Origin of the sequence: Streptomyces sp. SM11, from assembly GCF_002910905.1 — a bacterium.
Taxonomy (GTDB): domain Bacteria; phylum Actinomycetota; class Actinomycetes; order Streptomycetales; family Streptomycetaceae; genus Streptomyces.
This window is the reverse complement of record NZ_NEUE01000197.1, coordinates 1-1,542: the sequence shown is the minus strand read 5'-3', so window position 1 is coordinate 1,542 and position 1,542 is coordinate 1. Positions and strand designations below refer to the sequence as shown.

Sequence of the window (1,542 nt, the reverse complement as noted above, 5' to 3'; positions counted from 1 at the left end):
ATCCGGGGCTGCGGGCTCGGGCCGGGCCTCCGGTACGGCAGGCAGCAGCCCGGCCCGCTGCCGCACGGTGTGCAGCGCGGCGGCGTCCAGCAGGGCCGCGGGAGCATCGGCCGGTACGGGGCCGCCGCGTGGGGCCGGAGGCCGGCGATCGGTGCCCAGGAGCGCCGAGGTGACCAGCTCCTCCCAGGGGAGGAAGTCGACGGATGGGTGGACGGCGGCCGAAGTGACGGTGGGGTCGGCGGTGGGTCCGGTCGTGGTGGGGCTGGTCGTGCGAGGCATCTTTCCCCTCCAGTGGCAGGGATGCGCGGATGTCGGACAGGGACGGCGGACCGGGTGGGTGGACCAGGACGGTGGCCCGGGATTGCGGGCCCGGGATTGCGGTCCGGGTGGGTGGACCGGGATTGCGGTCCGGGTGGGCGGCAGGGACGGCGGACCGGGAACGCGGGCCGAGTGGGAGGACCGGGATTGCGGTCCGGGTGGGCGGCAGGGACGGCGGACCGGGAACGCGGTCCGGGAACGCGGTCCGGGTGGGAGGCCCGGGATTGCGGGCCGGGTGGGCGGGCAGGAACGGCGGGCCGCTGGGTCGGACCAGCTGCGGGCCGCCGGATCACACCAGTTGGACGACCGACCCGCCGGTGGTGCGCCGGCCCTGGCCCTCCTCACCCTCGCCCGGGTCCCAGGCCGCGAACGGGTCGAAGCCGCGGTGGCCGATCTGGCCGAACACGGTGACCGGGCCACCGCCGGACAGGGCGACGAGCTTCCACAGGCCCGGCCGGGACAGTGCGGCCGGGGCGATCGGCAGTGCGGAATCGGCCTGCGCGTCGGCCACGTGCCAGCCGTCCTTGGACGGCACGGGTATGACATCGCGCAGAGTGACCGGACAGGCGTCCAGCCAGGGATCCTCCCGAAGGGCGGTCCCGTAGACGGCCGGCGCGGCCGCAGCGGTGATCCCCGGCGGGGGCCCGGCCGGGGCCGCGGCTCCGAACTGCTCGCCCAGCTCCGCCCGGAGCTGCCCGCCGCCCGGATAGGGCGTCAGCTGGGCGTCGATCGTCATGCCCACCGGCAGCGTCTGTGCCGGGGACCGGCCGGCCGCGCCGAACGAGAGCAGCAGAGCGGTCCGGCCCGACTCCCGCCCGTACAACCAGATCCGCCGGGTGACGATCTTGCCGTCCGGGGTGTCGTACTGCGCGAGGACCAGCCAGTGGTCACGGACCGGGGCGCCTTCGGCGGACATCGGCAGTCCCACTCTCGTCCGCACGGTCGCGGCCAGCGGTTCCGGCAGCCGCTCCCTGCCGAGCCAGGCCGTGTCCAGGAGATGGAGCAGACCGCACTCCTCCAGCAGCCGGACCGGCCAGCCCGGACCGGAACCGGTGATCGCGCCCAGCTCCCTCACCCGGGCCGCGAGACCGGGCGCCTGGGCATCGACCATGCGGGCCGCTGTCTCCTCCCACCGGCCGTACCCCGCGCGGTCGGTCGCGGCGAGCCCGCCGCGCAGCAGGTCGGCCAGGCGCTGTTCCAGCTCCTGGGCCCCGCCCGTGACGC

General features: G+C 76.1%; 1 protein-coding gene and 1 pseudogene. Both read right to left on the bottom strand.

The features are described from left to right. A pseudogene (locus B9S58_RS18605) lies at positions 1–279 on the bottom strand (hypothetical protein); the annotation flags it as partial. Between the two features lie 328 nt (positions 280–607). Beyond that, positions 608–1,542, bottom strand: a 935-nt coding sequence (locus B9S58_RS18600; protein ID WP_103533255.1) for a hypothetical protein, incomplete at its 5' end; no start/stop codon positions are given.